The organism is Leptospira paudalimensis (genome assembly GCF_026151345.1).
Lineage (GTDB): Bacteria > Spirochaetota > Leptospiria > Leptospirales > Leptospiraceae > Leptospira_A > Leptospira_A paudalimensis.
On sequence record NZ_JAMQPR010000001.1, the window covers coordinates 3,631,625 to 3,656,748 of the forward strand.

Sequence of the window (25,124 nt, forward strand, 5' to 3'; positions counted from 1 at the left end):
TAGTATATGATAGAGAGGACGTATTGGGTGGCGGGTCTAGTTCCCCACCCTAATCAGGGCGGGGATACCAATTTCTCGCAACTTACCTAAAGCTGTTCCCCCCATTCCCCTTCCTTAAAGCCTACCAAATACCATCCGTCTCCAACAACAAATGGTCTTTTGACTAAATTTCCATTTGAGGATAGTTCTTTATAAATTTGGTCTTCGCTAAGTTTCCCCAATTTTTCTTTCCAATTTCCTTCACGGTAATCTTTGCCAGAGGTATTAAAAAGTTTTTTAATATCACCTAAGTATTGTTTTGCTTTCTTTAATTCAGTAACTGAAGGCGGAGTTTCTCGAATAGGAATTTGTTCAAATTCGATTTTTTTGGAATTTAAGTATTTGAGTGCATTTCTGCACGTAATACAGCCAGAATATTCGTAAACTTTCAGTTTGGATCGACCCATAGAACCGATTTTCTTACTTACTATTTTTGAGGAAACTTTTTATTGGAACTATGTTGGTCCAAAATGATATCCCTCTCGCTCCCTATACAACATTTCGATTAGGTGGTGAGGCAAAGTATTTTATATCGATCAAAACAAAACAAGATGTTAAAGACGCATTACTCTATTGCCGAAATCAAAAACTCCCGTACATGATACTAGGAGGTGGATCAAATACAATCATTCGAGATTCTGGATTTGATGGAGTTGTTTTACAAATACAAATTCCTGGAATTAGATGTTTAGAAGCAAATGAATCATCTGTGATTTATGAAGTAGGAGCTGGGGTCATTTGGGACCAATTTGTTGAATATGTCGTCAAACAAGGATTAACTGGAAATGAATGCTTATCTGGAATCCCAGGATCTGTTGGAGCTTCACCCATTCAAAATATTGGGGCATACGGCCAAGAAGTAAAAGATACAATCATTTCGATTCAATGTTTAGATGAAGCTGGAAATGAAATAACAATCTCTAATGAAGACTGTAATTTTACCTATCGTAATAGCGAATTCAAATCTGGAATGTTTCGAAATTGGATTGTATGTTCTGTTACGTTTCAATTATCAAAACAAAAAGAACCTTGTATCCTTTATCCAGAGGTAAAAAAACAATGGGAAATTCTACTCTCTGAAAGTAAAGAACACAAATTGGATGAAAATTTACGTACTACACAATTAGAATCTCTAAGAAATTTGATTATAGGATTGAGGAAGAAAAAATCCATGGTGCTAGATGAAAATGATCCTAACACGCGTTCAGCTGGTTCTTTTTTCACAAACCCAATCTTAGCAGATTCAGAGATTCAAAAATTTTTAATCAAAGCTAGCAAATTAGGATACACTGATCCCCCAATGTATCATGAATCAAACGGAACCAAAAAACTTTCGGCAGCATGGCTCATTGAACATTCTGGAATCAAAAAAGGTGATATTTTTCCAGGCGGAGTGGGTATCTCCACGAACCATTGTTTGGGTCTAATCAATATCAATGGAACCGCAAACGCATTATTGTCCATGGCGGAATCGATCCAAAAACGTGTGTTTGAAACTTTTTCCATCCATTTGGAGAGGGAACCAGTCGTAAGACCCTAAAAAAGATTTGGTAATTGTCGATAGTTGCAGAAGGATGGGGAAGGAATGAACTCAAAAGTTAAAAAATACCTGATACTTTCAGGATTAGGTGCTGCTTTACTCTTAGTTTTGGCACTCATCAGTTTTTTTGTCGTGGATGAAATCAAGGGCGGAGCTGTTGGAGACGGTCAAAACAAATACGAACTCATCATTGATTCCGGTGAACCTTCTTCCAGTGTTGTAAGAGAATTAGCGAGTGCTGGAATGATTAAATCTAGTGTATACTTTAATTATCTCATCAAATTTACAAGAGCTGGAAACAAAATCAAACAAGGAGTTTATGACATCAATGATGGAATGAGCTCTCGTAAGATTTTAGATGTCATCATTTCCGGAAAAGTTAAACTCATCACATTCACTGTTCCTGAAGGATATAACAATCGCCAGATAGGTGATCTCTTGGTTACAAAAAAACTAGCTCCATCACGAGAAGAATTTTTAAAAGTAACTCAAAGCCAAGCATTACTTACAAAATACAATATTCCTGCTAAAACTTTAGAAGGTTATTTATTTCCTGAAACATATTCAGTGCCATTAAATTATCCTCTTGAACGTATCACTGAAATGATGATCAAACGGTTTTATAAAAAATTGGAGACCATCCCTGAAGCAAAAGGAATCAAACCCGCAGATCTACATTTTAGAGTTGTACTTGCTTCGATAGTGGAAAGAGAAGCAGTGAGAAAAGAAGAAAGGCCTATGATGGCTGGAGTATTTCTCACCAGAATTGAAAAAAACATCAATTTAGAATCATGTGCCACCATACAGTACTTATTCGATAAACCAAAAAAGAGACTTTTTGAGTCTGATTTGAAAATAGTATCACCATACAATACATATATGAATGGCGGTTGGCCCCCAGGTCCAATTTCTAACCCAGGTTTACCCGCACTCGAAGCATCTTTTCGACCAATGAAATCTGATAAATTGTTTTTCTTATTAAAACCAGATGGATCACATTATTTTTCTGCGACCTTTAAAGAACATTTGGAAGCTAAGAAAAAATTCATCGATGTTTTGTATCAATAGATTCAAATAGTATTATAAAAATGCTAACTCATTAGATTCATTATGGATGAAAACATTGTCGAATTGAATATCGCGATCGGAGGAATTTCCAAAGAACTTTTGGATGTACAAAAGGCTTTGGATGCCTACCGTGAAAAACAATTACGAAAAGAAGCCATAGATGAAGAAGCAATTGTTTTTATCACCAAAGCCGAACGTGTGATCGAAAAAGCAGAATCTGGCGAACTACAATTAACTCCCGACCAAATTCGTAGAATCAAAAGTAATCTTGTAAAAATTTTAAACCGTCTCCATACTTAATCATTCTTTCATGAAACCTTTACCAAACCTTCACCAGCTTGTCATCCCTCTGTAACAAATAAAGAACATAGTTTCTATTGCTAGAGGGAGAATTTTTGCGAATCCCTTTCCGGGAAGACCCGCTAGCAAAACAAATTCGAATTTTTTCGAAAGAGGAACAAAATGAAAAATTCATTCAAAAAAAGCATGGTGCTTCTTTTCATCGCGATGATGGGATTCACGATGATCAATTGCCCAGGAAAGAAAAGTGAAGACTCGTCGACCTTATTGGGTTTATTAGCCATTGCAAGTTCGGCTAGTGTTGCTGGTTCTGATTTATGTGATGGAGTTGGCGTACCAAATCCTACACAAGTATTGGAAGGAAATATCAATGGTGCTGTAACCGTAAGTGGATCTGCATTATTACGCGGAACGGTTAACGTAACTGGTGGTGGTTCCATTACAATCTTACCAAAGACAGTAATTTTTGCAGAAAGAGGATCTTCTCTTTTTATTTATGAGAATGGTAGACTCACTGCACAAGGAACAGCTGCACAGCCTATTTGTTTTACTTCTGCAAACTCTGTCGGTCAAAGAGCTCCTGGAGATTGGGGTGGTATTGTCGTTGTAGGAAATGGTACTTCAACTAGAACATCTACGACTGAAGGAACAACTCCTAAAACTTATCCAGGAACACAAGATGGGATTATCAACCTTTCCTATGTGATCGTTGAATTTGTTGGAAACGAAGTTGCACCTGGAAACGAACTAAATGGTGTTTCTAGTTATGCAGTAAAATCTTCTACTAGTTCATACGACCATGTTCAAATCCATAGAGGATTAGATGATGGATTTGAATGGTGGGGAGGAAACGTAGGTGGACAATATTTACTAGTAACTGGTGGTATGGATGATGACTTCGATATGGATGAAGGATTTAGCGGAAGTCTATCCTACATTATCGGTGTAAAATATCCAAACTCATGCGGTGGAACAGTTTCTACAGATCCGCATGGATTTGAAATGGATGGAAGTGATACAAACGGTTCTGGTGGAACTGGATTAACAAATCCAAACGTATCCAATTTTACCACTTTAGGTCAATCAATCACAGCTGGTGAGGGAATGCGATTTAGAGAAGGTATGAGAGGAACATTTACAAATGGATTAGTATACGGATACCTTGCAACGAATATCAATTGTATCAACAATGCTGGATCAGCAGGAAATACAAATCCAACAGGATCCAACGCAAATCTCAAAGTACAATCCGGAAAAGCTGTAACATTAGGTTCACAATGTGTGGCATTAACAGCTTCTGCAGAACTTACTTCAATTCCAATTGTAGATGCAGGGAATATTGCTGATTGTGGAATAGGTGGAACAAAACCTGATTTTACATCAACAGCAGCATACGCAACATTAGGTGGCGGTCCAGTTGCACAAGGAAAATGGTGGGATGGTTGGACAGTATACCGATCAAGATAATTTTTGCTTGAAACTGTTATCAAACGTAAGCTCCAGTAGTAATACTGGAGCTTTTTTTTATGAAACCTTTTAAATTATTCATCATTTTTATTTCAATAATATTTGTTAGTTGCAAAGATAAACCTTCTGCTAAAATCGAATCATCACCGGAAATTCAAGAAAAACTCAAAAAATCAAGAGAGGAATTGATTAAAAGGAAACTTGAAAATCATTCCATTTCTGGATTTAAATCCAAGGAAGAGTCTGTGTCTGAATTTTTGAAGGAATTGGTGAATTCTAAGCAGCGTAAAGCACAGTATAAATCATTATTAAACGATTTTGAAAAAGAATTTGTATTTTTTCCAAATATCTATGGAGAAAATACATCACTCGATGTAACTCCACTAGAAGATTATCGTCAGACTTTCGATCGTTTAGAATCACTCGGAATCCAAAGATTAATGGAATCTAATTTAGAAACATCAAATCTCAAAAATATCAAAATTGTTTGGAAAGGTTCAAAGCAATATGGAAATTTATTAATCCATAAAATTGGTAGAATTGAAATGGTAAAGAAAGGTTCTGCGATCGAAATTAATCAAATTAAATCTCTAATCGAACAAAATGGGAAGTTTAAAGTAGCAGTAGTTGCTCCCTAATTATTACAAAGTTGTAACATAATTTTAAAACGAATGTAACGCGATCTATTTCGATGTAATTTACGGCTGCCAGTTCGTATGAAAGCTGGCACCAGAGATACATTTATGAAGAAAATAGCGCAATTTATCATCATTGTTGTAATGTTTATTACAAACACCATTACAGCTCAATCAGTTGGGTCCGTAAAGGGAACCATCATCGATTCAGAAAATGGAGAAGCGGTTTTCGGTGCCACAATTGTTGTTAGGTCCGAAAAGAAATTTGCAAAAACCGACTTTGATGGTAGATACTCATTAGATTTACCGCCTGGCACTTATGATGTCGAATATCAAATGTATGGTTATGGTCCTCAAAAAAGGACGATAACCATAGTTTCTGGAAAATCTCAGAATGTAAACGTTACATTCGGTGCACAAGTTCTTGAAACAATTGAAGTAAAGGATAGAGCTCAAAATAATACAGAATCTGCATTGTTAGCACTGCAAAGAAAAACAGGAACCGTTTCAGATGGTATCTCCCAAGAAGCCATTAAAAAGAGTCCAGATGCGAGTGCTGGAGATGTAGTGAAACGTGTAACGGGTATTACATTAATCGGCGGAAAGTATGTTTTTGTTCGCGGACTTGGAGAACGATATTCCAATACACTTTTGAATGAAGTATTAATACCTTCAACTGAACCTGATAAACGTGTTGTTCCTTTAGATTTATTTCCTGCGAATATGATCAAAAACATTCGCGTTATGAAAACATTTGCACCAGAAGACCCTGCCGAATTCTCAGGTGGATTAGTTAAAATTGAAACACAAGAATATCCGGATAAACTTACGATGTCTTTAGGACTTGGTGTTGCAAGGAATATGAATACTACCGGTTATCAATTCAAAACGTTTGATGCGGGTGATTTTTTTGGTCGTCCAAACACCTCGATGAAACGTCCTGATTTAGTTGAAAAACTTCCAAATGAATTTGTATTCGAACCAGGGAATCGTTTTGGCGGATTACCACAAAATTTAGTCAACATTACTGCTGCATCATTTAACCAACAATGGACTCCAGATGAAAAAAAAGGGCCTTATGATAAAAATTTCAATTTTTCAGTAGGGAATACAATTCAAACGACTGAGTCTGGACAAAGATTAGGAATCTTCTTTGGTATTACTAAGAGTGAAGAATATAGATACCGCGAAGAAAAATCCACACGATATGTTCCAAGTTTTGCTGGTGGTATAAGATCAAGGGAAACAACTTTCCTCAATCCTATTCAACAACAAGAAACAAAAATTTATAATAAAGAAACCAACTTTGGAACAAATTTAAATTTAGCGTACGAATTTACCAAAGGACAACAAATTTATCTTAAGACTTTGTATACCGTTGTTTCAGATACAAACGTAAGGGAAGCAAAAGGTGTAAACAATATAGATAACTTTGACTTTATTTCAAATACAAACACCTTTACTTCTAGAGCACTTTTTAACACTGTTCTTGGAGGTGACCATGCGTTACAATTTGGATCAATGGCTAGGCCACACAAACTTGAATGGAATTTGGCTTATGCTCAAGCGAATCGGGATGAACCAAATTTAACTCAACAAGTTTGGAGAAAATCACAAAACTCAACATTAACTGATCCTTATTTTAGATTACTAAACAATCCTGATGGAACTAGGTTTTATTCAGAATCTCGCGATATCGTGAGACAAGCCAATTTGAAGTATACAATTCCTTTTGAACAGTGGAATGGACTGAAGTCTGATTTTAAATTTGGTGGTATGGCTCTTGAAAGATACAAAGATTTTACCTTCAAAGAATACGGAAGTAAAAGTAACGTAGGTATTCGTTACCCGAATGATTATTGGCCAGTTCCTGGAGAAATAACATTTATACCGACAGATTATATTTCTTCTACTTCTAATTCATTAGCAAATAAAACTTTCGCAGAACGTCAAATTGAACCAAATGCTTTTGATGCAATGCAAAAGTTACAAGCATCATTTACACAATTTGATATGCCACTATTTAACAAATTTCGATTTGTTGGTGGTGTGAGAATGGAAGATTCATATCAGAAGGTAAGAACATTTAGAACACGTGATAGCAGTTCTTTGTCAAATCTTGACTATGGTTGCACTGTAGATAACGAAGATGTTCGAGTTGCCTTAGTAAGATCGAATGTTTGTACCCAAACTAACAATGGTATTGGAGAGCTCAGAAAAAGAGATACATTACCTTCCATGAACTTTGTATGGGACTTTCACAAAGACATGAATTTAAGAATGGGTTTTACACAAACCGTGACTAGGCCCGATCTTAGAGAATTATCTCCTTTCGGATTTACTCCATACTTTGGAGCAGACAGGATATTCGGTAACCCTAATTTAAGAAGAACTTATATCCACAATTACGATGTGAGATATGAATATTATATTAATAATACTGATTTCATTGGAGTGGGTGGTTTCTTTAAAGAAATGTCAAATCCTATTGAGATGATTGGTCAGCCAGTTGCAGGAAGTATCTCAGCAAACTTTACTTATACGAATGCAAAAAATGCACAGATCCGAGGAGTTGAAATCGATTTTAGAAAAGAATTTTTTGATAAAATTAGATTTGAAACCAATTTATTTTTTATCAAATCCCACGTTCAAGTATTACCTTGGGAAGATTTAATATTTATAAAATCTGGACTTGTAGATTCTTTAAATAGAAGTGCTGCATATGATCCTACAAATATTTCACGTCCGTTACAAGGTCAGTCGGAATACGTTTATAATCTAAAGTTTGATTATTTTATAACCAAAAATAGAAATCAAATCATCGGGTTATATTATAACTTTTTTGGTGATCGCATTTATGCAGTCGGAGCAAACGGAACACCGGATGCAATCGAAAAAGGTGTTGGTATCACTGATATCGTTTATACTTTTAAAAGTGATGATAGGTTAGATTTTAAAGCAGCAGCGAAAAATATAATGGATACTAGATTTAGAGTATATCAAACTAATCAAGTAACTGGTGAAGATGAACTATTTTATGCTTATAGAATGGGTGTAACGTTTTCGGTTATGGCAACATATAAATTTTTCTAAATTTTAAAAGTAACCATCGCCATTGATGGTTACTTTTTTCTCTTCACTTAATTCTTTAAATATTCAAAAATATAGTTGATTAATAATAATCTGAACAAAAATTCTTTATTTATCTTTTTCATAAATTGATTCTTAAATTTTGAATCCGGAAACATAAATTGATATAAAAACATAGCTATCATACTTTTCTTTTTCTTCTGGTCTATTTTGTTCTATTTCTGTTACAGATTTAAACCATTTAATACTTACATAATAACTCAAAATTGTTTAATTTAACAAAAATTAAATGATCTTTAAATGCCAAATATCCATTCTCTTAACAACAATCGGTGAAATTGATATAAATCAGTTTCATTTTTCGGAAGAGTTTAATAAACGATTAAACTCATTTGATATTAATGATTTGGAAATAATAAGCTTGTTACGTATAAAAAGAAAAGAATTTCCCGTTGGTACTTTTGTATGCATTTGGGATGTAGTTTACTGCCTAATCAAGGAGTAAGCTTTAGTCAAAAATTCTAATTAATAATTACCGAAATAATTCTCTCAAACTGTCACTGTTTCGACCCTCCTTCAATTAATGCATCTACTTCTGTTGGTGAACAAAATTTTTCATTTGTTGTAAATCCTTCAGTGCAAGACTTACCACGACCAGTTTAAGATAATTATGTCTTAGTAGGGAAAATTTATGATATAAGTTTGGATTGGTTAAAAGTCCAGGGTTTGCCTCAGGAAATCCTATTCTCTGATCAAATTCAATGTACCTGTTGAGTTTAAGTATACCTATAATTCTGTCGTGTTGCGTGATTCTGGATTCATTGAGGAATTTATGGTCTATTATTTTGATTCTACTGAAAAGACATGATTTCCATTCCAAGGTGTTAGGGTTGATACGAAAAAAGAGGTTACAGCAGTTACAAATCACATCTCAACAATTGTAAAATTGCATTGCCCTTGGCATTTGAAACAGGAGTTATGAAGCTCCCTGCTTCTATTGGTTCCGAAGCTCCTATCTCGGGAATTGGTAATAGCAACATCTAATGGTGGTGCGAGTTGAGGATTAGATGATTGTGGTTTCTTTGTAGATCACATAATCTTCACTGGACTAATTACTTACATTTTAAAGAACCGATAAAAATTCAATTTTTCTTATATATTTTATAGGGACCAATTGATTAACTTGTGCTGGCAAATGAAGGTTGGCTCGATACTGATTTCTCGATTTAGACTACGGATGCCGTTGGAAGCTGTAAAGTTTATTTAAAGGACTTTGATAAAGATGAAATTGTACTGCCTTTTAATTTGCGAATCTTATTTGTGTTGCTTTCAATAGAAACGCGGTGGCGACATTAGGAACAAACATAGGACCAAGTCGGTTTGTGAGATATTCTGGTGCAGCAATTTAATTTAGATCCATTAGTCACTCTGTGGTTTTTGGAACAACTGCAGCAGTTAGCTGTAATATTGAAGTATGACATGAAACATTAACCAGAGTTGGCGACATCACAATTACTTTTGGACAAGTAGCATGTGATGGTGGTACCACTCTTGGAGGTAATACTGCAGGTAAAACAATCGCACTAATGAATTTGAATTTTACTGCCCTAGACTTGACTTCGACGACTGAAACAGTGTAAGTGTCAGGAAAATTGAAAACAGTCGGTGACGGTGCTATGAATCTGGCTTACTATGATAATACTCATTATTGTGATGCAATCAATTCGGCTAGAACAAAAGGGTGGGAATGTTGGACTTCCTTTCACGCAATTTAATATAACAAATAAAGTATATTTATTCAAGTGCTTCATTGAAAGAAGAACCTTTTGTCATTCAAATGTAATGATAATGTAATTTGCGACAAAAATAAAGATTTGCCTCTCGCGAAAATTCGATCATTTTTTGTTAATCTCTCAAATGCGGATTGAATTAAATGAAAAGACAATTAATTTTTCTATTACTATTTAGTGTTAGTTGCTCTCAATTTCTAAAACCTAAAGAAAGTTTTAACAAGGCAATTTATTTGCTCTTTGGGGCGATTGGCTTAAATTCAGATAGCTCTAATTATCCAGATCCAGTTGTAATAACTCCTCCTCCGACAGTTACATTTGCACCGGGTTCAATTTATGCAAACGCTCCTGATGTTATTAAGATCACTGAATCGAAGGTAGAATTACCAAATAATATAAATGATACTGCGATTCCTGTCGGCAATATATTTGATATAGAATTGAAGCTAAACTTAGAAAATGATCCAAATTTTGAAATGTCGAAAATTGCTTCTGTCCAACTTCCTGAACCAGTTACTTTAACCTATAATTATAATATAGATAAATTAAATGAAGCAGGATTTATTGATGAATTTATTGTTTATTATTATGACAAATTGGAAAACGAATGGTATCCGTTAAGCGATATCATTGTAGATAAAGAGAATCAAAAGGTTTATGCAAAAACAAACCATTTTACTCCTTTTGTTTTAACTGCAGTGCCAACACCTGTTGGAACGGGAGTGGCAAAGCCACCTACTTGTCTCAATAGCGCTATGCCAATTTCAGGCAATGGAAATGCTCATTGGACAACTTTTGGATTAAATTTTAAATATTACAAAGATAGAAATTATACAATTACATCAAACGGTGACTTCTATGAATTAGGCTTAAACAAATCCCTAGGAATAGCAACTTGCAACGGAGGAACTCCACAGACAGGCTCAGACTTTTGTGGAAATTTTGAAGATCATAAACTGAACGCCAATTTAGATTATATAACTTTCACAGCGGAAACGAATCTTGATGTTTTTGTTATGTATGACTCTAGAGGATCTCAAGATGCGAGCTGGTTCCTGAGTGATGGTTGGGTAAATACTGGTAAAAAAGTAACCACAACAGATGCGGTGGGATTTTATAAGGTTTATTTGAAATCTTTTAATAAGAACGAAGTAGTACGTTTGCATGGAAACAGAATGGGTTTACCAGCTAATTCTTCCGTTAATACAAATTATTGGGTAGTGATAAAACCTAAACCCCCAGAAGATGATCAATCTTCTTGCTTATCATCAAGTGCAATGATACCTGATGATGTGGCTAATTTACGTGGTGTCCCTGGAAGTAACAAGGTTACACTTTTTTGGAGTTACGTTGATCCATCAAAAATTCAAAATCTAGTAATTAGGAGGAAAAAAAATTTTCCTGTTTCTAGTATTTCAGATGGAATGCCAGTAAGTGGTAGCGAAATCACACGAGAAGGGTATATTGATTCTGGATTAGATCCAAATACAAATTATTTTTATACTGTTTTTTCATATGATACGAATGGATTATTATCTAATGGAACGACCTTATCAGTAAAAACTTCAAATGATTCGGATGGAGATGGTTTGAGCGACTTATATGAAGAAGACCCAAATCATTTTTATCCAACAGGTCTCCTAACCGATAAAACTAAATATGATACTGACGGAGACGGTATCGATGATTACTCTGAAGTAATTGGAAATACTGATCCGACAAACGCTGACATATCTCCACCTGTTGTAACTCAATTTCAGCTTGTCTCAGGATCAAAGACTGAATATCCAATTGCGTTTTTTGATGTGAAAGTTTCTGATAACGATACTGTAGTAAAATATTTGATCTCAGAATCTTCATCAATTCCTTCACACAATGATTCTAGATGGGTTTCTCAAATTCCCAATTCTGTAGTGTTAAATCAGATTGGAATACATAATTTTTATTTTTGGGCACGTGATGCAGCGGGCAATATCAGCAATTTAAATCCGCCAATTCAAATTGAATTAACAAAAGTTAAATTTCTGGAATATTACTTGGGATATAATTATGATACTCGAAAAATTGAGTACTATAAGTTTGATAAAAATTCAACTAAGTTTCAATTTTTGAAAGCATCCTCTCTTCTTGGTTATCAATTTATCAATGATATACATCCTAGTGGTAAGTTCTTAGTCGCTTCTGAATATGATTATACAATTAATGCATCAAGAATCTCTACTTATAGAATTGATATGGAAACTGGTGAAATACAAAGTATAGCTACAGTCACTGCTCCGCTTATTAGAAATGCAAAATTTTCGTTGGATGGAAATACGCTAGTGACTTTAGGATTTGATGGAACGATAAATGATATGGTTAGAATCTATTCAATCAATCCATCAAATGGTTCCATTACGTTCCTTCGAAGCACCGGACTATCTCAAAAGAATATCGATTATTTATATTTAAATCCCAATGGAAGATATGTTTATGTATTGAAAGGAGAATACGGCTATATTCAAACTTTAGATCTACAAAATAATGCATCAATTGTTCCAAATTCTGTAAGCTTATCAAGTTATGTCGGTAGATTAGAGTTCCATTATTCTGGAAAATTTGGGTATTTTACAAACGGTGACGGCGAAGGTTCCTTTGATGTTTTTCGGATGAATGAAACAACTGGAATATTATATCGAGATCGTTCGATTCAACTTCCAGATGTAAAACAATTATTTCAATATCGAATATCAAAAGATGGAAAGTTCTTAATTGCTAAGTTTTCGGATCAAACCGACAGCAGTTGGTTGGGTAAGTTTTCAATAAATCAAGTAGACGGTGCTCTAACAGAACTAAAAAGAATTCCAATCAATGTCTCTTACAATATGGAATTAGAATCAACTGGAAATTTGGTATTATTATCCAATAATACAACTCGCATTATCGATTTGTATTCAACAGATAATTTAATAAAAGTTTCTACTCAGTCAGATTTACTTTATCCAAATTTCACTCATTCCATAGATCAAAATAATGCACCTATAGATGTTCGTTTAACACTACGAAGCAAAGTTGGTCTTTATAAAGGACTTGAAAAAGGTTTTCAATATCCTTATGGAGATATAGCTGGCGTCTCTGCCTCAGCAATATTTTTTAGTCCTGCAAATGTTCTAGAAAATGTGTCTAGCTATTATAATTCAAATCGTAATATAAGCATTGATTTTACAGTCAATGATCCTGCCAGAGTAAGCTGTCAAAAGCAAACATCTAACTATCTTGAAACATTGATTAGGATACCTCAAAATGCAGACATAACTCATTTTCTGCAAGGTACCATTGGTTCCAGAAAAACTATGAATTGGTCTATTTCTGCAAGACAAGATTTTGGATTAAAGTATACATTAACAGATCATCCTGGAATTTGCGAAGGTACTTCCCAGACAAAGTCTTCTACTCTCGAAATTAAACCAAATAGAATTAGCATAAACTACCAGGGCTTGTTGCCAATGGGAAGTAATCTTAACAATGAAGATGAATTCTTTTATACAGAAGATGTAATAGCAGGAACAAGTGTTGCAGGTGCAATTGTTGAAAAAAAGCCAATTGTATTTACTAACTTAGAATGTGATTTAGTTTACTATGAATGCGATACGATAGTTCCTGGTCCGAATGATATCTATGTTGGGGGATTGCCTTTGATCAATTGTCATGAACGTACATATAGACAGACTGGTTGGTTTAATGGTAAGCAAAACTGTAGTTATTTTAGAGATGAATCAAATCGTCTTAGAATACTTACAAATCGAATTAAAATTAAGCAGGATCATTATTGGAGATGGGGTAAGGTCGTAAGAACTCCAATTTAAAAAACGTTACAGACCAAAGGTTTAAAATCTATGTAAAAGATGAATTGTTAAACGAAGAAAAACTCTTTCGTTCTTATAGAGAAGGGGTTTCGTTTTCAATGTCTGCTAGTTATCGATTTTAAAAACAAATCCAATTCACCAAACCCCGCATAAGCGGGGTTTGGATCCGATCCATTTCTCTCTATTTCCCTTCTGTATTCACAATAATAGGCAATCCATCTTTCCCGTTCGGTACAAATATCAATTTGTTATTCGGATTTTCCATTGCTTTGAGTTGGATGTATTTTGGAGTTAATGAATCAGATATCATCTTTTGTGCTTTGGCCTGAGCTTCTGCTTCAATTAACACTGCTTTGGCTTTACCATCAGCTGAGATTTGTTGGATTTCAGCATCACGTTTGGCAATGTTGATTTCAAACTTCATCTGCTCTTGTTCTTGTTGTTTTGTGAGTTTGCTTTCGATCGCTTTTAAAATTGAAGGACTGTATTCAACATCATCAATGATCACATCATCAATTTCGACATGTTTAAATTTCAATTTTTCGGTTAAAGATTTTTTAATCTGCGCGGAAACATTGGGAGTCTCTTTCGATATCGATACCATGTTATAAGCTGAGAGTATATTTCGAATTGCAGTTCTGAATTGGGGTTTGACTACCTTGTCGTAATAGTCTCTGCCTATTTCCATTTCCAATTCATAAATTTCATTTTGAATGGGTCGTATGATGATATTGGCAGTCACAGTGATTGTCAAATCGTCACGAGTCAATACCTCTACCTTTTCTTGGTAACTGCTCCATTGGATTGAGTAAACGTAGACACTGTTCCAAGGCATATATGTTTGTACACGAGACTCCAAAGGTTTTTGACTGAGACCGGAGCTATAAGGCCTCCACATCAGCCCCACCTCACCTGGGTTGATGATCGAAATACAAGAGATGAATATCATCCCAATTAACAAAACAGGAACGAACTGGAAACTTAGCAGAAAAATGGATCGACGTTTCATAGTTAAACTATTAGACTAAAACAGATGTTCCAAATCTTATCGAGCCGAATTTTCAAAAATATCTTTCCATTTCTCATAATTTTTCTAATCGCTGTGGTTGGGAATGGGTGTGTGGAGGATGAAACTGTCATTAAAAATCCTCCTAGTCTGGAATTACGTCTCTTCCATGCGGTTGAAAAAGGGAATTTAGAAGAAGTCAGATCTTTATTAGCCCAAGGGGTTTCCATTAATGCAAAAGATTCACTTGGAAATTCTTCGCTCATCAAAGCTGTCGATGAAGAAGATATGGAGTTGGCAAAGTTTTTCATCCAAAAAGGAGCAAACGTAAACCTTCGCAATACAATGGGTGAAACAGCTCTTTACCGAGCCGTGTTCCGTGGTAACTTGGACCTTGTTAAACTTTTAGTAAAAGCGGGAGCTGAGACAAAGGCAAAAACAGTAGGCGGAGTTAGTATTTTAGAACTAGCAGAAGAACGTGGAGAAGAGGGCATTTTGAAGTATTTGGAAAGTTTAAAATAATTTTATACACATTTAATCCATATTCTTCCAGGAAATAAAGAAGACTATACAACTCTCTTGTTATATTCATAAGAATTGTATAGTTTTAAGATTTATCTCGTTTCTTTATTAATTCATCTCAACCAGTGTTTCAAATAAAATTTTAGTCCCCAATTCCAGATTCTCAATGCTAATGTTCTCGTTTTTCCCATGCATTCCATCAATGTCTTCCGCTTTTAATACTGCTGGGATTAGACCATAAGCCTTGATTCCAATTTTTCTTAAGTAAGAATTGTCTGTTTTTCCAGGAGATAAAAACGGAGTCACTGTACTATTTGGAAATTTATTTACAGATACTGCTGAAAGGGTACTAAAAAATTTAGTTTGTATAGGAGAAATATCGGTTGGATTGATGTCAGTGAAAGTAATTTCGGCATTGTATTTAGTTGCAATGCTCTTAACTTTTTTTGCAAATTCCTCAATGTCAACACCGGGTAAAGTTCGAATATCCAATCTGCCAATTGCTTCGCCTGCAATCACATTCTCTCCTCCTTCACCTTCACTAGTGCGAAAACCTGTAATTGATTTTGTATTCGTAGTCATCGCTGTTAGATGGCGATTGCTTTTAATCGTTGAATGTAATAGAGGTTTGATCAGTGGATTTCGAGCATTTTTTAAGAAAAAAGATTTTGGAAAGGTACTGATTGTTCCCAATTGATAGAAAAAAGCATCAGTTTCTTCCGTTATACGTATGTCTGAATCTAATTCTCGGATTTCATTAAAAAATTGCATCAATGATAATGCAGGGTATTGGGTAGGTGGAGAGGAACCATGTCCACTTTTACCAGTGATTTTTGCTCTTAACCATATATTTCCTTTTTCTGCATATTGAATGTTAAAAATTGTTGAGCCTGGAATCACAATGTCTCTTGTAGCAACCCCACCCTCATTGATTGCATATTCATAACCTTCAAAAATCTTTTTTTGTTCAGTTGTCATATATTTTCCTCCAAGGACAGATCCAGATTCCTCGTCAGCTAACGCTAAATACATGGTTTTTCTAGTACGAGGGATTCCTGAACGTTTTAATTCCAAAAAGGCAACAAGTTCCATTACTGCCATCCCTTTCATATCGATGGCACCGCGACCCCAAACTCTGCCATCTCGTACACTGCCTGAAAGAGGATTTACTTTCCATTCTTTCACATCAAATTCAACTGTATCTAAATGGTTGGCGAGGATAATCCCAGGTTCCGGATTTGGAACAGTTGCTGGAAGTTCTGCAACTAAGTTAGGGCGATTTGGAAATTTGGGATCATAAATCAAACGAGAGCTAATCCCTTCTTTTTTGAGAATCGATTGAATGTATTTTGTAACTTGGATTTCGTTCCCACGTACTGATGGGATTTTTAGAATATCTGAAAGGTATTGAACTGCTTCTTTACGACGACTTTCCCAATTCACCATTGGATATGATTTTTTTAGTTCGGCATACTGAACCTTTTGTCCAAAGGAACATTGTAAGATAGAAATTAAAAAAATCCATACCCAAATAATTGCTTTCATTCGATTCTCCTAAACGTTGTGAGAAAAAAGAGAATCACAATTCTAAAAACTTAAAAGTAAAAAGTATTTAAATCTTTCTGAGTACTAACCTGACAATACTTGCTTTGCCTCTATGGAACGGACTTTCATTGAGTTCAGTTTCAAGTGTTTCTTCATACTCAACATTCATTTCTGAAAAATCCATTTTTAGATCTTTTAGTTGGTATAACATATCTGGGTCTTTTGGCCCACCTGATGTATATTTTAATTGTTCAGGAGAAAAACCTTCTAATAGTAAAAGACCACCTGGTTTTAAAGTTCGTACACAATTTCGATGAACAGTTGTTCGTATCGATTTATGAAAATGACTATAAATCAGTGCCACCATATCCATTTGCTCGGGAGCATAAGGATATGTTAAAGCATCAGAAATTTCATAATGGAATGTGACATTTTTTTCTTTTGCTAATTGGATGGCTTTTTGTCTTCCCGCTTCTGACTGGTCAAATGCAAACACATCCCAACCAAGACTTGCTGCAAAAACAGCATTTCTTCCCTCGCCTTCACAAGGAAAAAGGATTTTCCCTTTTTTTAAATTGGGAAGTCGAGAACGTAAAAACTCATTAGGCTCTTTTCCATAAATATATTCTTCGCTCACATAACGTTCGTTCCAGAAATCTTTGTTATACATACTCACCCAACTTTCGATTTGTGAAACTATCTTATACCAAAGATTCAGAATCCAAAATGATTTTTTAATAGAATCGAATTAAATCTGAGGATTCTTCTCTTGGTGTATGGTAACGATTCAAATTCGAATCAGCTTTTGGATAACCAATGCTTAAACCCATAATCACTTTTTCTTCCTTCGGTAGACCTAGTGTTTCACGAACCACTTCAGGGAAAGCGCCCAATGCAGCTTGTGGGCAAGTTCCAAGCCCTTCCTCTCTAGCGAGAAGTAAAACAGATTGTAGGAAACAACCCAGATCAATTCCGACAAAAAAATTAAGATCAAATTTTGATGTGATGAAAACAGCGGTAGGTGCTCCAAAAAAACTAAAATTACGAAGCATAAATTGGTCTCTTGCTTCTTTGTCTTTACGATCAATGCCAGCAACTCCATAAATTTTCATGCCCAAATCAAACATTCGTTTTTTGGCATCACTAGGATAAGATTCTGGCCAAGAAGTCTCGGGAGTAGGTGCAGATTCCTTTGCAGATTTGGTCAGTCTTTCTGAGAGTAGTTCTTTTTTGGTTCCATTGACAATGTGAACCTTCCAAGGTTGGGAGTTTTTCCAACTGGGACTTCTTAAAGCTGTTTCAAAAATTCTCCTGAGAATTTCCTCTGGAATCGGTTTTGGATCATATTCTCGGATGCTATGACGAGTGTTCATTGCTTCGGAAACAGTTTTTGATACTTCATGAATGGAGATTAATTCTTGGTTCATCGTACACCTACAGAAAACATACATACCAGTCGGTATGTATTTGCAAGGATTTTTTATGTGCGAACTTCTAGTTTGGAACAAAAAAATTGAACAGACTAGTCGGTGTATTTCTTGATTGGATTTTGTTTATCCTCATTTTAGGACAGAAATGAAGAAGGAACCGACAAAATTACGTCTCTTGGCTGTCAGCCGAAACCTTTTTCTAAAACAAGGGTATTCCGAAACTGGTTTGAACCAAATTGTTGATGAGGCAAAAACGGTGAAGGCAAGTTTGTACCAACATTTTTCGTCAAAGGAAGAGTTGGGAAAAGAAGTCCTCAAAATTTATTCGGACGAAAATTTAAATTTACTCAAAACCTTAATGAAACGAAATCCAAAACCTTTAGACTTCATCAAAGCTTGGGTGCGAATCCTTTCCAGGGAAGCTCGGATGTCACAATTATTTGGATGTGGAATGGCAAATTTTCGTGCGCAAATCAATTCAGAAGAAGTTCACATTCGTTCTGAAATTGAAAGGATAGCCAACCAAACGATTGAATGTTTATCTGAATTTCTGCAAAACTCAATCCAAAATGGTTATATTTCTAAGAAAGTGGATCCTCATTCACTCGCAAAACAGTTGTTTATTGTTTATGAAGGTGTATTACAGAGTTACCGACTATTAGATGATAAAAAATCATTGGATGAACTTTATAAAATCGCTGAAAACTTAATCCCTATCTCAGAATGAAATCTATCATTTCTCACTCTACAAACCAATTGATTGTCCTGTTTCTTATTGTCTCTACAATGGGATCAGTTTCGATTTTTGCAGAAGGAAATTTAGAAGTTTCGATCCAAATTGTAAAATCCAATTCCGGGAAACCAGTTCCAAATGCAGTAGTGATATCGAAAAAAGGAAAAACGAGTGGTATCTCAAATGCGGAAGGGATCGCCAAACTACAGTTTCCTGAACCAGGTTATTATGAGATTAAGGTTTCCACTGCTGATAGAACCGAATCTTTATTCCGTGAAGTTCGTTTCAAAGGACAAGTGATTCTAGTTTCGATTTCGGAGGCAAATCTCTCTGGAATCGTGGTGAGTGGTGAAAGGGATAAAACTCCACTCTCTCGGTATGGCCTTGTCCAAGATGAAATCAAACGTTTACCAGGAGTTTCTGGAGATTCCTTAAAAGCCTTACAAACTGTTCCTGGTGTTGTGATTGGTGCACCAGTTGGAATTTTACCATCTGTATTTACCAATATCGGAACCAATTTACTCACTGGAAATCCATACTCCAATAGTGAAAGGGGAGACTTGTCCTTACGAGGTGGAGGAACTAGACAAAACCAATACTATTTTGATGGGTTCCCACTTCCTTATCCTTTCCATTTGGGCAACCAATCCTCTGTATTAAATAATAATTTAATCAAATCATTTGATGTGTATACAGGTGCTTTTCCAGCAAAGTATGGTTATGCGACTGGCGGAATCATTGCCATTGAAGGTACTGATCGAGTGGATGAGAATAAAACCATCATCAATGTAAATTTATTTTTATCTGATATATATAACCAAACAAAAGTATTACCTGGTCTTGCCATGATCAGTTCTGGGCGAAAAAATTATCCCAACTTAGTTCTTCTACAAGCGTACCCACAAGGGATTCCTGATGATGCCAAATTTGCTGAATACCATGATTACCAATGGAAACTCATTTGGGATGTTCATTCAGACCATCGAATCACATTCCAAACATTTGGAACTAGGGATAGACAAGCATATACAAAAGCACAGGCCGATTTAGAACGTGGTGGCGGAGACCCACGACCACCGACTGGCCTTGACCGAATGTTCCGAACAGATGGAGTGCGTTATGTTTGGAAAGGAAAATCGTTTCGAAATACATTATCTTATTCACGTACATGGTTTGATGAATTTTTTGAACTTCGATTCACAAATCCTCTCACAGCTGAAAATATTTTCGGATTACAAAATAGAACCTCTGATACCATCACTTACGTACAAAATTCATTTGAGTGGGAATTATGGGAGGAACACTTAAAATTTGAAGCAGGTGTTCAGGGTCGATTTCGTGAGACCACTTTAAAAGGTGAAAATATTTCGTCTTACAACCGTTTGTTTTACAATATCTTTAACGACTTGTTGAATTCCAATGCTGCGTTTCGTTCTGTGATCGATGGTGATCGAATTCGTTATCGTGAAAAGTCTGCCTATGCCGAATTTCAATTGAAGTATGGTGGGTTTCGTTTCACACCTGGTGCACGGGTAGACAATTATTCGGGAAGCAATGAGAGTAATTTAGCACCTAGAATTACTGCCGGTTATGTATTTGATTCAACGAAAACAAGTATTATGGCTGGGCATGGTATCCATTATAATGCTCCTGTTTCCGTGGAAGCCTTATCAAAAAAATCTGGGAATCCAAATTTATTCATGGAGAGAGCAGAGCATAATTCTTTGGGAATCAGCCAAGAATTTGCAAACAATTGGCAAATTAAAATCGAAGGTTTTCGGAATATATTCCAAAACATCATTGTTCCGGATGCTTATATAGTTGATCCTTATGCACTCAATAATGATACACGTATCTTTGTAAATGAAACTGCAAAAGTTCTAGCCAACCCCATTACTCCTAAAAATTTAAATTACTCTAACGCTGGTTATGGGTATTCTGAAGGAGTAGAGATTTTTTTAAAGAAAACAAGAGACCCAAGAGAACAATCAGGTTTGTTTGGATGGATTTCCTATACCAATTCGATCACAAAACGAATCAATAACCAATCGAGACTTACAAGTGATGAGACTAGGAATCGAACCTTACAAAACAACTCTAGAACCTTATTGGCACAAACAAAACTTGGTACCAATTACATAAATTATTATGATGATAATAATTTGGAGATCATCTACAATAATGACAAACAAGAATTGTACGACCTCGACAGAACTCATATTCTAAACTTAGTTTTCGGCTATAAATTTAATCCAGAATGGATGATTGGTGGACGCCTTCGTTATTTTTCTGGAACTCCATACACTCCCATAACAGGAGCTACACGAGCAAGCCAGGCAGCAACATTTGGGCTCAATCTATATTTTCCTAATTATTCAGGAAATTATAATAGTGATCGTTTTTTACCATTCCACCAATTTGATTTGCGAATTGACCGCATTGAAAACTATTCATGGGGTTATATTAATACTTACATTGAATTTGTGAATTTTTATGGTAGGAGGAACCAAGCGGGTTTCGAATTTGATAATACTAAAAATTACCAACGAAACCAAAATCCAAGTCCCACTTATGATACAGTGAACTCTCCTTACATTGTATCCCAAACACCCAATGGAAAAATGGCCATCATTCCTCTAATCAATATAGGAATGGAGGTAAGATTTTGAAACAGTTGATCATCATCGCAATATGTATCATGACACTTCCGTCCTGTTTTGAAAGTGGAAAGGATGTGCAAAATAAGAAGGAAGAAGAACAAACTTGGATCCTAACAACTTTATACTGGCAAAGGAATTCTGGCAATTGCATCAAACTTGATAATAATACTAATTCTAGAACTTGTAGTCGCAGACCATTAGGAATTTGTAATGTGAACCAACTGATCGTGACACAAGCGGAAGTCAATTTTCTCCTAAACGATACGAAAAACTTACAAAACCGTGTCCCCGATTGCCAAGAATCAATTTTACAATCAGGAATTTTAAATACAAAGGCAACCACAAACGCAAATACAGACAGCTTTAAAACAAGGTATGGATTTACCATAACTGAATCCTGCGAAGTTGCTGGAGTCCAACCTGCAGCCGGAACACAACTAGCTAGTTTTGTCCAAATCCAATGGTTGGAATCAGCAAGAGGTAAAATTGCAAAAGCAGCAAAAGCGATTGTTGCCAATGGATTTTTGCCCCAATCTTCCCGGGATAAGGCTAACAGTTGTTTGCAAATAGAATTTTTAGAATGGGAAAAAGAGTTAGCCCAAGCGAACAATGATAACAAAATCCTGATCGAAATGACACTACCTTAAAATTGAAAATCCGCTTTCCTTTCTCTAAGACTCTACCATTTTGACTTTAATCCCAAGGAAATTGTAAATTATGAGTTTGAATCGATACAGCCGCGTTTTAACCCAAGATGAATCTCTCCCAGCATCCCAAGCCATGATCATTGGTTCAGGTGTACCATACGAAGATTTAAACAAACCTTTTATAGGTATTGGTAGTACAGGTTTTGATGGGAATCCTTGTAACATGCATTTGACAACACTTGCTGCCTTACAAAAAAAAAGTGTCATCGATACAAAACAAATGGTTGGTCTACTCTTCAATACAATTGGTGTGAGTGACGGAATTACCAATGGAAATGATGGGATGCGTTTTTCCCTTCCTTCAAGAGAAATCATAGCAGATTCAATCGAAACAATTTCTGGAGCTCATTTTTATGATGGGATCATATTCACTGCTGGTTGTGATAAAAATATGCCAGGTGCTATCATGGCGATGGCTCGTCTCAATCGTCCTGCCATTATGGTATACGGTGGAACCATCAATGGTGGTCATTTTAAAGGTGAAAAATTAAATATTGTATCTGCTTTTGAAGCTTACGGTAAAAAAATTAACGGGAAAATTTCCGAAGAAGATTTTAAAGAAGTCATCAAAAATTCCTGCCCAGGCCCTGGAGCTTGTGGAGGGATGTACACTGCTAACACTATGGCAACAGCCATTGAAGTGATGGGAATGAGTTTACCATACAGTTCTTCTTCTCCTGCAAGAAGTGAAGAAAAAAAGAAAGAATGCCAAGAGATTGGAAAGTATATGTACAATCTTTTAGAAAAAGACATCAAACCTTCTGATATCATCACTCCAAAATCCATTCTTAATGCATTACGTGTCATCACAATCCTCGGTGGTTCTACAAATGCTGCACTCCATATGATTGCCATCGCACGTACGATGGGAATCAATTTGGACCTCGACCAAATCCAAAAGGTAACAGATACAACACCACTGCTTGCTGACATGAAACCAAGTGGAAAGTATTTGATGGAAGATCTGTTTGCGATTGGTGGGACGCCTGCCATCATGAAATTTATGCTGAAAGAAGGTATGTTAGATGGTTCTTGTATGACCGTCACAGGAAAAACCATTGCAGAAAATTTGGAATCACTTCCAGACCTTCCAAAAGACCAAGACTTACTCAGACCAGTCAGTAACCCAATTAAAAAAGAAGGCCACATACAAGTGTTATACGGTAACATTGCCAAAAAAGGTGCAGTTGCAAAAATCACTGGCCATGAAGGGGAAATGTTTGAAGGGAAAGCCATCTGTTTTGATTCTGAAGTAGAAGCAAACGAAGGCATCCGAGATGGGAAAGTGAAACCTGGCCATGTCGTTGTGATTCGTTATGTGGGTCCTAAAGGGGGACCAGGGATGCCTGAGATGTTAAAACCAACCTCTGCCATCATCGGAGCTGGTCTTGGTGATAATGTAGCCCTCATCACTGATGGGAGGTTTTCTGGAGGAAGCCATGGATTTGTGGTGGGTCATATCACTCCAGAAGCGATGGAAGGCGGCGAAATTGCATTGGTTGAAAACGGTGATGTTATCTCCATTGATGCACGAACAAACAAATTAGATGTAAAAGTAAGTGCGGAAGAACTAGAAAAACGCCGAGCCAAATGGAAAAAACCACCTTACAGGGTGACCAGTGGTTATTTGTGGAAGTACATCCAAATGGTGAAGGATGCAAGTACTGGTTGTTTGACGGACCGGTAATTTTACCGATCCGCTAACCCACAAATTTCCTATTTTGAATTTGTGGGTGCTTCTTCTTTCCCGTTTGCGTGTTTGGCAAATCTTCCTTTGCCAACATGGACGGGATCATATGAGTCCCAAGGCCAACCACCAAACTGAGTCTTACGGTAATCATCAAACGCTTGTTGGATTTCCTCTTGTTTGTTCATTACAAATGGTCCGTATTGGACAACAGGTTCTGCAATTGGTTTACCTTCTAAGATCAGAATCCTACCTGCTTCCGAACCATTTCGAATTTCGATAGTCTCATCTGCTTTTAGGTTGTACATATGTTTGCCAGGGACTTGGGTTCCATCGACAACGAGTCCTTCACCACGGAAATAATATACATTTCGGTTGTTTTCTTTTGAAGTTGCTGGTATCACAAATTGAACTTCTGGGTCCAGATCCAAAATGTAAATTCCTACTTCGTTTGTCTTATCTGCTGCCCATGAATTGGGAGGTGGATCCAATGCTTTGTCACCAAATAAAGAACCTGCGACCGTTTTAATTTTGACCTTCTTATGATTTGAATCAGATAAAATTTTGATTGGAATATCTTCGTTCCAAAACATTTTAAAATGTGGGTCAACAAACTTATCTTTGGCGGGTAAATTGAGCCAGATTTGGAAAAGTTCAAGAGTGTTTTCTTCTGATTCATTGATAAGTGGAAACATTTCAGAATGTTGGATACCCGCACCTGCCGTCATCCACTGTACATCTCCGTCACCATATCGGCCAGCAGCTCCTTGTGAATCGGCATGGTCAACCAATCCTCGCTGAACAACTGTTACGGTTTCGAATCCTCTATGTGGGTGGCCTGGAAAACCAGGAATGGTCTCACCATGATACATCCTCCATCCATCTTTTCCAACAAAGTCCTGTCCAATTTGTCTTCCCTGTAAAGATGCTTTGGGTCCAAATTTTCCATTGCCGTTGGGATAAAAATCTTCGTGGTGTACGCAGAACAAAAATGGGTCAGAAGTTGGCCATTGGAAGTCTAGTTTTTGAGCATATAGTATGGATTTGTGTTTCATTTTGT

At 36.1% G+C, this 25,124-nt stretch carries 18 protein-coding genes; 12 read left to right on the plus strand and 6 right to left on the minus strand.

Annotation, left to right across the window (positions count from 1 at the left end):
* Window positions 1-86: 86 nt before the first annotated feature.
* Window positions 87-446, minus strand: a complete 360-nt coding sequence (locus ND855_RS16860; protein ID WP_265359286.1) for a Spx/MgsR family RNA polymerase-binding regulatory protein — start codon at window positions 444-446, stop codon at window positions 87-89.
* 50 nt (window positions 447-496) lie between these two features.
* Between ND855_RS16860 and ND855_RS16865 the strand changes: the two genes are divergently transcribed.
* The 7 genes from ND855_RS16865 (at window position 497) to ND855_RS16895 (ending at window position 13,774) form a co-directional block, all read left to right on the plus strand.
* Entirely contained in the window at window positions 497-1,579 is a 1,083-nt protein-coding gene (locus tag ND855_RS16865; RefSeq protein WP_265359287.1) for a UDP-N-acetylmuramate dehydrogenase, read from the plus strand.
* Window positions 1,580-1,624: 45 nt separating this feature from the next.
* Window positions 1,625-2,647: an endolytic transglycosylase MltG gene (gene mltG / locus ND855_RS16870; protein WP_265359288.1), complete on the plus strand. Its 1,023-nt coding sequence runs from the start codon at window positions 1,625-1,627 to the stop codon at window positions 2,645-2,647.
* Between the two features lie 42 nt (window positions 2,648-2,689).
* Entirely contained in the window at window positions 2,690-2,947 is a 258-nt protein-coding gene (locus ND855_RS16875) for a hypothetical protein (RefSeq protein ID WP_265359289.1), read from the plus strand.
* Between the two features lie 162 nt (window positions 2,948-3,109).
* On the plus strand, window positions 3,110-4,414 hold the full coding sequence (locus ND855_RS16880) for a hypothetical protein (protein WP_265359290.1): 1,305 nt from the start codon (window positions 3,110-3,112) through the stop codon (window positions 4,412-4,414).
* A 59-nt stretch (window positions 4,415-4,473) separates the two neighbouring features.
* Window positions 4,474-5,052 carry a hypothetical protein gene (locus ND855_RS16885; protein ID WP_265359291.1) on the plus strand — a complete coding sequence of 193 codons (579 nt, stop codon included), beginning with the start codon at window positions 4,474-4,476 and terminating at the stop codon, window positions 5,050-5,052.
* A 105-nt stretch (window positions 5,053-5,157) separates the two neighbouring features.
* Entirely contained in the window at window positions 5,158-8,142 is a 2,985-nt protein-coding gene (locus tag ND855_RS16890) for a TonB-dependent receptor (protein ID WP_265359428.1), read from the plus strand.
* Between the two features lie 1,930 nt (window positions 8,143-10,072).
* Window positions 10,073-13,774, plus strand: a complete 3,702-nt coding sequence (locus ND855_RS16895; RefSeq protein ID WP_265359292.1) for a hypothetical protein — start codon at window positions 10,073-10,075, stop codon at window positions 13,772-13,774.
* Between the two features lie 181 nt (window positions 13,775-13,955).
* On the opposite strand, the gene ND855_RS16900 is transcribed toward ND855_RS16895, so the two are convergent.
* Window positions 13,956-14,783, minus strand: a complete 828-nt coding sequence (locus ND855_RS16900; RefSeq protein ID WP_265359293.1) for a prohibitin family protein — start codon at window positions 14,781-14,783, stop codon at window positions 13,956-13,958.
* 24 nt (window positions 14,784-14,807) lie between these two features.
* Here ND855_RS16900 and ND855_RS16905 point away from each other — a divergent pair, with 24 nt between their 5' ends.
* Window positions 14,808-15,302, plus strand: a complete 495-nt coding sequence (locus tag ND855_RS16905) for an ankyrin repeat domain-containing protein (protein ID WP_407658728.1) — start codon at window positions 14,808-14,810, stop codon at window positions 15,300-15,302.
* A 108-nt stretch (window positions 15,303-15,410) separates the two neighbouring features.
* On the opposite strand, the gene ND855_RS16910 is transcribed toward ND855_RS16905, so the two are convergent.
* From ND855_RS16910 to ND855_RS16920, 3 genes are all read right to left on the minus strand, one after another.
* Window positions 15,411-16,847, minus strand: a complete 1,437-nt coding sequence (locus ND855_RS16910; RefSeq protein ID WP_265359295.1) for a M20/M25/M40 family metallo-hydrolase — start codon at window positions 16,845-16,847, stop codon at window positions 15,411-15,413.
* 67 nt (window positions 16,848-16,914) lie between these two features.
* A complete protein-coding gene (locus ND855_RS16915) occupies window positions 16,915-17,517 on the minus strand; it encodes a class I SAM-dependent methyltransferase (RefSeq protein ID WP_265359296.1) in 603 nt (200 codons plus the stop codon).
* Between the two features lie 64 nt (window positions 17,518-17,581).
* Window positions 17,582-18,274, minus strand: coding sequence for a nitroreductase (locus tag ND855_RS16920; RefSeq protein ID WP_265359297.1), 693 nt, complete (start codon window positions 18,272-18,274; stop codon window positions 17,582-17,584).
* A gap of 148 nt (window positions 18,275-18,422) precedes the next feature.
* On the opposite strand from ND855_RS16920, the gene ND855_RS16925 reads away from it, so the two are divergent.
* From ND855_RS16925 to ilvD, 4 genes are all read left to right on the plus strand, one after another.
* Entirely contained in the window at window positions 18,423-19,004 is a 582-nt protein-coding gene (locus ND855_RS16925; RefSeq protein ID WP_265359298.1) for a TetR/AcrR family transcriptional regulator, read from the plus strand.
* A 59-nt stretch (window positions 19,005-19,063) separates the two neighbouring features.
* Complete coding sequence (locus tag ND855_RS16930) at window positions 19,064-21,679, plus strand: TonB-dependent receptor (RefSeq protein ID WP_265359429.1); 2,616 nt, start codon at window positions 19,064-19,066, stop codon at window positions 21,677-21,679.
* Window positions 21,676-22,317, plus strand: coding sequence for a hypothetical protein (locus ND855_RS16935; protein ID WP_265359299.1), 642 nt, complete (start codon window positions 21,676-21,678; stop codon window positions 22,315-22,317). The genes ND855_RS16930 and ND855_RS16935 overlap by 4 nt, the downstream gene beginning before the upstream one ends.
* 70 nt (window positions 22,318-22,387) lie before the next feature.
* Window positions 22,388-24,064, plus strand: a complete 1,677-nt coding sequence (ilvD, locus tag ND855_RS16940) for a dihydroxy-acid dehydratase (RefSeq protein WP_135639681.1) — start codon at window positions 22,388-22,390, stop codon at window positions 24,062-24,064.
* A 29-nt stretch (window positions 24,065-24,093) separates the two neighbouring features.
* Here ilvD and ND855_RS16945 read toward each other — a convergent pair whose 3' ends face one another.
* The gene (locus ND855_RS16945) at window positions 24,094-25,119 is read right to left on the minus strand and encodes a pirin family protein (protein WP_135639682.1); all 1,026 of its coding nucleotides are present in this window, start codon (window positions 25,117-25,119) and stop codon (window positions 24,094-24,096) included.
* Window positions 25,120-25,124: the final 5 nt, after the last annotated feature.